The sequence below is a fragment of the Martelella mediterranea genome, from assembly GCF_021021415.1.
GTDB classification, from domain to species: domain Bacteria; phylum Pseudomonadota; class Alphaproteobacteria; order Rhizobiales; family Rhizobiaceae; genus Martelella; species Martelella mediterranea_C.
The window spans coordinates 232,011-238,958 of the sequence record NZ_JAINWJ010000008.1; the positions used below are offsets into that span (position 1 = coordinate 232,011).

At 62.1% G+C, this 6,948-nt stretch carries 5 protein-coding genes; 4 read left to right on the plus strand and 1 reads right to left on the minus strand.

What is annotated here, in order from left to right; all coding sequences use genetic code 11:
- Positions 1 to 163: 163 nt before the first annotated feature.
- Positions 164 to 2,938: a preprotein translocase subunit SecA gene (gene secA / locus K7H91_RS06730; RefSeq protein WP_230719427.1), complete on the minus strand. Its 2,775-nt coding sequence runs from the start codon at positions 2,936 to 2,938 to the stop codon at positions 164 to 166.
- A 335-nt stretch (positions 2,939 to 3,273) separates the two neighbouring features.
- Between secA and K7H91_RS06735 the strand changes: the two genes are divergently transcribed.
- The 4 genes from K7H91_RS06735 (at position 3,274) to mutT (ending at position 6,733) form a co-directional block, all read left to right on the plus strand.
- Positions 3,274 to 4,137: a peptidylprolyl isomerase gene (locus tag K7H91_RS06735; RefSeq protein WP_230719428.1), complete on the plus strand. Its 864-nt coding sequence runs from the start codon at positions 3,274 to 3,276 to the stop codon at positions 4,135 to 4,137.
- 78 nt (positions 4,138 to 4,215) lie between these two features.
- Complete coding sequence (gene argJ / locus K7H91_RS06740) at positions 4,216 to 5,451, plus strand: bifunctional glutamate N-acetyltransferase/amino-acid acetyltransferase ArgJ (RefSeq protein WP_230719429.1); 1,236 nt, start codon at positions 4,216 to 4,218, stop codon at positions 5,449 to 5,451.
- Positions 5,452 to 5,570: 119 nt separating this feature from the next.
- Positions 5,571 to 6,323 (plus strand): GNAT family N-acetyltransferase, encoded by a 753-nt coding sequence (locus K7H91_RS06745; protein ID WP_230719430.1) that lies wholly within the window; start codon positions 5,571 to 5,573, stop codon positions 6,321 to 6,323.
- Positions 6,320 to 6,733: an 8-oxo-dGTP diphosphatase MutT gene (gene mutT, locus K7H91_RS06750; RefSeq protein ID WP_230719431.1), complete on the plus strand. Its 414-nt coding sequence runs from the start codon at positions 6,320 to 6,322 to the stop codon at positions 6,731 to 6,733. The genes K7H91_RS06745 and mutT overlap by 4 nt, the downstream gene beginning before the upstream one ends.
- The last annotated feature ends 215 nt before the right edge of the window (positions 6,734 to 6,948 follow it).

The window sequence follows — 6,948 nt, forward strand, 5'->3', positions numbered from 1 at the left end:
GAACATGCGTGATCGCGGCCGCCGTTAGCGAGCCCACCACCAGTTTGCAACGTTGTTCGTCTTGATCGTCATGCTGGTTTTGTAGCGCAACCCCAAAGCGCTGGCAAGCGTGGATTGGGCGGCCGGCTTCCGCGCCGCCCATCCTTAAGATGCCGCCACGCGCTCAGGCGAACAGCTGGCCATGGCAATGCTTGAACTTCTTGCCGGAGCCGCACGGGCACGGCTCGTTGCGGCCGGTGTTCTTCCACTCTTCCGGCATGGTGGCGGCGTCGCCGGAAGCGACCTGCTCGCCGGCCATCTCGTCCTCGCCGGTTGCCGGATCGATATGGCTGGCGCGCACCTGCGCCGGGTTGATTTCCGGACGCGGCGGCGGGGCCTCGCGCACGAGCTGAACGCGGGAGAGCTGCGAGACCGCAACCTCGCGCATATTGCCGAGCAACGCCTGGAACAGTTCGAACGCCTCGGCCTTGTATTCCTGCAGCGGGTCGCGCTGGGCATAGCCGCGGAAGCCGATGACCGAGCGCAGATGATCAAGGTTCACGATATGCTCGCGCCAGAGGTGATCCAGCGCCTGCATCGTCACCTGCCGCTCGACATATTTCAGCACGTCGGGACCAAACTGCTCGGCCTGCTTGGCGCGGTTTTCCTCGATCTGCTTGGCCGCCTCGTTGATGCGCTCCTCGATTTCAGGCTCGGCAATGCCGTCTTCCTCGGCCCATTTCTCGATCGGCAGATCGAGATTGAGAATGCGCAGGCAGTCTTCCTTGAGGCCGGCGACGTCCCACTGCTCGGCATAGGCGCGCTCGGGAATGCGGGCCTTGACGGCCTTTTCGACCACGTCCTCGCGCATTTCCCTGACGATTTCGGAAATGTCTTCCGAATCCATCAGTTCCTTGCGCTGATCGAACACGACCTTGCGCTGGTCGTTGATGACGTCATCGTATTTCAGCAGGTTCTTGCGGATGTCGAAGTTGCGGGCCTCGACCTTCTTCTGCGCGCGCTCCAGCGCCTTGTTGATCCACGGATGGACGATCGCCTCGCCTTCCTTCAGGCCGAGCTTGGTGAGCATGCTCTCCATGCGGTCGGAACCGAAGATGCGCATCAGGTCGTCCTGCAGCGACAGGTAGAATTTCGAACGGCCCGGGTCGCCCTGACGGCCAGAACGACCGCGCAGCTGGTTGTCGATGCGGCGGCTCTCATGGCGTTCTGTGGCGATGACGTAAAGGCCGCCGGCGGCCAGCGCCTCAGCCTTCAGCCGGGCCACATCCTCGCGGATCGCCTGCTCCTTCGCGTCGCGTTCGGGACCCGGCGGGGTAAACTTGCGGGCGACTTCCACCCGCTCGCCCTGCTCGTTGGTCACGATGTCGGTGCCCGGCTCGGTATCGCCAAGCTCGGCCTCGATGCGCATTTCCAGATTGCCGCCGAGCTGAATGTCGGTACCGCGACCGGCCATGTTGGTGGCAATGGTCAGCGCGCCCGGCACGCCGGCCTGCGAGATGATGAAGGCTTCCTGCTCATGGTAGCGCGCGTTGAGCACGCTGAAATCGGTGATGCCGTCCTTCTTGAGAGCGGCGGCCAGAAGCTCGGATTTCTCGATCGAGGTCGTGCCCACCAGAACCGGCTGGCCCTTGGCCTTGGCCTCCTTGATCTCCTCGACGATCGCAAGATACTTCTCCTGCACCGTCAGGTAGACCTCGTCGTCTTCGTCGATACGCGCGATCGGCATATTGGTCGGCACCTCGACCACGTCGAGACCGTAGATATTGGCAAACTCCTCCGCTTCCGTCGCCGCCGTGCCGGTCATGCCGGCGAGCTTGTCGTACATGCGGAAATAGTTCTGGAAGGTGATCGAGGCGAGCGTCTGGTTTTCCGGCTGGATCTTGACGTTTTCCTTGGCCTCAAGCGCCTGGTGTTGGCCATCGGAATAACGCCGGCCCGGCATCATCCGCCCGGTGAATTCGTCGATGATCACGACCTCGCCGTCACGGACGATGTAATCCTTGTCGCGCGAGAACAGCTTGTGGGCCTTCAGCGCGTTGTTCAGATGATGGACCACGGCGACGTTTTCGACGTCGTAGAGCGAGGCGCCCTTCATCATGCCGTTTTCGGTCAAAAGCTTTTCGAGCTTTTCCATCCCGTCTTCGGAGAAATTGGCCGAGCGCTGCTTTTCATCGAGCTCGTAATCGCCCTCTTCCAGCATCGGGATGATCTTGTCCATCGACACATAAAGGTCGGAGCGGTCATCCAGTGGGCCGGAGATGATCAGCGGCGTGCGCGCCTCGTCGACCAGAATCGAGTCCACTTCGTCGACGATCGCGTAATTGTGGCCGCGCTGCACCATCTCGGCGCGCTGCATCTTCATGTTGTCGCGGAGATAATCGAAGCCGAGTTCGTTATTGGTGGCGTAGGTGATGTCGGCGCTATAGGCCTCTTTGCGCTGACGGTCGTCGAGCCCGTGATGGATGACGCCGGTGGTCATGCCGAGAAAGCCGTAGAGCTTGCCCATATGCTCGCTGTCGCGCCGGGCGAGATAATCGTTGACGGTGACGACGTGAACGCCCTTGCCGGCGAGCGCGTTGAGATAGACCGGAAGGGTCGCGACCAGGGTCTTGCCTTCGCCGGTCTTCATTTCGGCGATCGAATTCTCATGCAGGATCATGCCGCCGATAAGCTGGACATCGAAGGGCCGCATGCCGAGAACCCGCTTGGAGGCCTCGCGCACCACTGCGAAGGCCTCAACAAGAATATCGTCGAGCGTCTTGCCGTCTTCGAGCTTCTTCTTGAATTGGTCGGTCTTGGCTTTCAGCGCCTCATCCGAAAGCGCCGAAATCTGCTCTTCCATCGCGTTGATCGCGACGACGCGGGGTCTGTAGGCACGGACGCGGCGCTCGTTGGCCGAACCGAACAATTTGCGGGCTACGCCACCGAGTGAGACCATTTCAATAGCTCTTTCCGAAAGTTGTCATATTTAAACTCTACGTAGCGCCCTGTTCGCATCCATTGCGCGCCCGGACGTCTATCGACGCTGGCTTGGCAGACAGATAAGAGGGGGGGCACGCCATGTCAACGTCGAAGGCCGCGCGGCAAGGACCGCAAACGGGAGGAAAACCGGCCGGCGTTCAGCTTCTCTTCAGATTAAAAAGTGGAAAGGTTGCAACGGAAAGCAGCGTTTTGCGTTGACGGACAGAGATGCGGCGACCACATTCCCGCACAATCATCGGCGCATCACGACGGGCCGCAACGATTACGTTCAAACAATGAAAAGGTGAACTTATGCAGAAAAGAACCCTGGCAGCCGCAGTGCTGCTCGCAACGACCGTCAGCTTTGCAGCGCCGGTGTTCGCGCAGGACACCGATGCCGGCCAGACCGTGGTCGCGACCGTCGACGGCACGCCGATCACCGAGGAAGAGCTTCAGAGCACCGTCGATCAGTTCAAGGGCCAGTTCGGCCAGATGCCCGAAGAGCAGATGCGCGCGATCGCGCTGTCCAGCCTTGTGGACATGAAGCTGATCGCGGATGCCGCAAAGGATGAGGGCCTGGACCAGACCGATGCCTTCAAGACCCGCATGCAGCAGCTTGAACAGCAGGAACTCTACAACGCCTATTTCGACCAGGTGATCAATTCCCAGATCACCGACGAGATGCTGAAGGCGCGCTATGACGAGGAGATCGCCAAGGCGCCGAAGCAGGAAGAAGTCCATGCCCGTCATATCCTCGTCGAGAGCGAGGACGAGGCCAAGGAAATCATCAAGGAACTCGACAACGGCGCCGATTTCGCGGAGCTCGCCAAGGAGCACTCCACCGGCCCGAGCGGTCCCGAGGGCGGCGATCTCGGCTACTTCGCCAAGGGTCAGATGGTCCCGCCGTTCGAGGAAGCGGCTTTCGCGCTGGAGCCCGGCAAATACACCGAAACCCCGGTCAAGACCGATTTCGGCTATCACGTGATTGAAGTCGAGGACAGGCGCGAGAAGGCGCCGGTTCCCTTCGACCAGATCAAGCCGCAGCTTCAGCAACTCGTCGCCGGCGAGAAATACAATGAAGCCGTCAACGCGCTGAAGAAGGGCGATACCGTCGTTATCGAAGATAAGGACTTGCAAGACAGCTACGACGCCGTCAATAAAATGCAGCAGCAATAACCAGTTTCCGGCCCGCCATTGCGGGCCGGTTTCTTATCCGGCCGCGGCGGTCTCCGCCCGGCCCAAGAGAGGGTCATCATGTCGACTGCCGTATCTCCGCTCGCGCCCAAATCCTTGTCCCCCATGCCCGTTATCGATGGCGTACGCCTGGCAACCGCCAGCGCCGGGATCAAGTACAAGGGCCGCACCGATGTGATGATGATGATCTTCGATGAACCCGCCGCCGTCGCCGGCGTGTTCACCCGCTCGCGCTGCCCCTCCGCCCCGGTCGATTTCTGCCGGGCCAATCTTTCAAACGGCACGGCGAAGGTGCTGGTGGTCAATTCCGGCAATGCCAACGCCTTTACCGGCAAGAAGGGCAAGGAGGCGACCACGCTGACGGCGGAAACCGCCGCCGAGGCGGCCGGATGCACGACGGGTGACGTCTACCTCGCCTCCACCGGCGTGATCGGCGAGCCGCTCGATGCCTCCAAATTCGCCGGCGTTCTGGCGGATATGGCCGGACAGGCAAAGCCGGATTTCTGGCAGGACGCGGCAAAAGCGATCATGACCACCGACACCTATCCGAAGGTCGCGACCCGCGGCGCCACGATCGACGGCGTTTCCGTGACGTTGAACGGCATGGCCAAGGGCGCCGGCATGATCGCGCCCGACATGGCGACCATGCTCTCCTTCATCGCCACCGACGCTGCGATCTCCGCGCCCGCCCTTCAGGCGGTGCTTTCCGAAGGCGTCGGCGAAAGCTTCAACGCGATCACCATCGACAGCGACACCTCGACCTCCGACACCGTGCTGGTGTTCGCCACCGGCAAGGCCCCGGGGCAGGATACCGTCACCGACCCGACCGATCCCCGCCTCGATGATTTCCGCGCCGCGCTGCACGCGCTGATGAAGGATCTCGCGCTCCAGATCGTTCGCGACGGCGAAGGCGCGCGCAAGATGGTGACCGTCAACGTCACCGGCGCCGAGAGCGACCGCGCCGCCTTCGAGATCGCGCGATCGATCGCCAATTCGCCGCTGGTCAAGACCGCCGTTGCCGGCGAGGACGCCAATTGGGGCCGCGTCGTCATGGCCGTCGGCAAGGCCGGCGAAAAGGCCGACCGCGACCGGCTGGCGATCTGGTTCGGCGATATCCGCGTCGCCTTTCAGGGCGAGCGCGATCCGGACTATTCGGAAGAACACGCCTCCGTCGTGATGCGGCAGGACGAGATCACGATCCGCGCCGATCTCGGCATCGGGGACGGTCAGGCAACGGTCTATACCTGCGACCTGACCAAGGAATATGTCGCGATCAACGGCGATTACCGCAGTTGAGAACCCATCCGCGTTGCCGCAAGGCAACACGGACAACCCCATAACGGGCTTTTGTGTTTACAGCCCGGTTCCCCGCGACTACATCCACCGAAACGGATCGTCACTGAATCGGAATCGTCTTGAACGTTGATCTTCCGCTTGTCCGCAGACTGGAAGCCATGGGCCTGCGCGCCTGGCCGGCAAAAAACGTGCTCTATGACGGCGCGTGGCAGCTTCGGGTCACGGCGGGACACCCGTCGAAACGGCTCAACAGCCTGGCCGTGCTCGACCGATCGGATATCGCCGACATGGAGATCCGGCTGGAAAAGGCAAAGCGCCATTACGCCGCCTTCGGCCGCCCGCTGTTGATCCGCGAAACCCCGCTGACGCCGCCGGAGATCGGCGCATATCTCGTCGCCGAAGGCGCGGAGGCTTTCGACGAGAGCGTGGTGATGACCCTTGACCTCAATGAATTTCAGACCGCCGACGCCGTGGAGCTGCTGCCGAGCCAGGATGTCGGGCGTTTCGTCGACGCCTCGCTCGCGATCAACCCGGTCGAGGGCCTGACAAAGGCCGGGCTTGCCGAGGTTGTGACCGCCATCAAGCCCGCCCACGGCCTGTTCATCCGCGAGGACGACAAGCCCTATGCGGTCGGCCTTGCGGTGCATGATTTCGACATGGCCGGTATCGAGGCATTCGCCGTTGCCGAAGACGCCCGCGGAAAGGGCCACGGCCGCAAGCTTGCCGCCGCCATGCTGCGCTGGGCCAAAGGACGCGGCGCGCGCATGGCGTGGCTTCAGGTAACGGCGACAAACGCGGCCGCAATCGCACTTTACAAGAGCCTCGGATTTGCCGAGGCCTATCGCTACCGGTACTGGCGGGAGAAACAATGACGGATGGATCGAAAAGACTGCTTCTGGTCGCCGCCTGCGCGCTGATCGACACCGACGGACGGATATTGCTGGCGCAGCGGCCGGAAGGCAAGGCGCTTGCCGGGCTGTGGGAATTTCCCGGCGGCAAGGTCGAACAGGGCGAGACACCCGAAGCCTGCCTGATCCGCGAAATGGAAGAGGAACTCGGCATCGCCACCAAGACGGCCTGCCTCGCGCCGCTGACCTTCGCCAGCCACACCTATGACGATTTCCACCTGCTGATGCCGCTCTTCGTCTGCCGCCGCTATCAGGGCATTCCCAAAGGCCAGGAAGGACAGGCGATCAAATGGGTGCGCGCCAAGGACCTGCGCGACTACCCCATGCCTCCCGCCGACGAACCGCTGATCCCGATCCTGCAGGATTTGCTTTGAACGGCGCGTGCTTGGCACTTGTCGCGGCATATCACTTAAACCACCGGCCTATCGCCCCATTCGGCGTCATCCTCGGCCTTGTGCCGAGGACCTAAGCACGCCTCCCCACGAGCGGAGCGGGCGGACAAGCGCGCGGCCTGACAAACCTACGAGCTTCTCTCGCGTCAGAGGTGATTGGATCCTCGGGTCAAGCCCGAGGATTGTTTGTTGAAAAC

What these genes read in the sequence shown, in the direction of transcription:
- secA (WP_230719427.1), bottom strand. Translation starts at nt 2,938, where the DNA reads ATGGTCTCACTCGGTGGCGTAGCCCGCAAATTGTTCGGTTCGGCCAAC.
- mutT (WP_230719431.1), top strand. Translation starts at nt 6,320, where the DNA reads ATGACGGATGGATCGAAAAGACTGCTTCTGGTCGCCGCCTGCGCGCTG.
- argJ (WP_230719429.1), top strand. Translation starts at nt 4,216, where the DNA reads ATGTCGACTGCCGTATCTCCGCTCGCGCCCAAATCCTTGTCCCCCATG.
- K7H91_RS06735 (WP_230719428.1), top strand. Translation starts at nt 3,274, where the DNA reads ATGCAGAAAAGAACCCTGGCAGCCGCAGTGCTGCTCGCAACGACCGTC.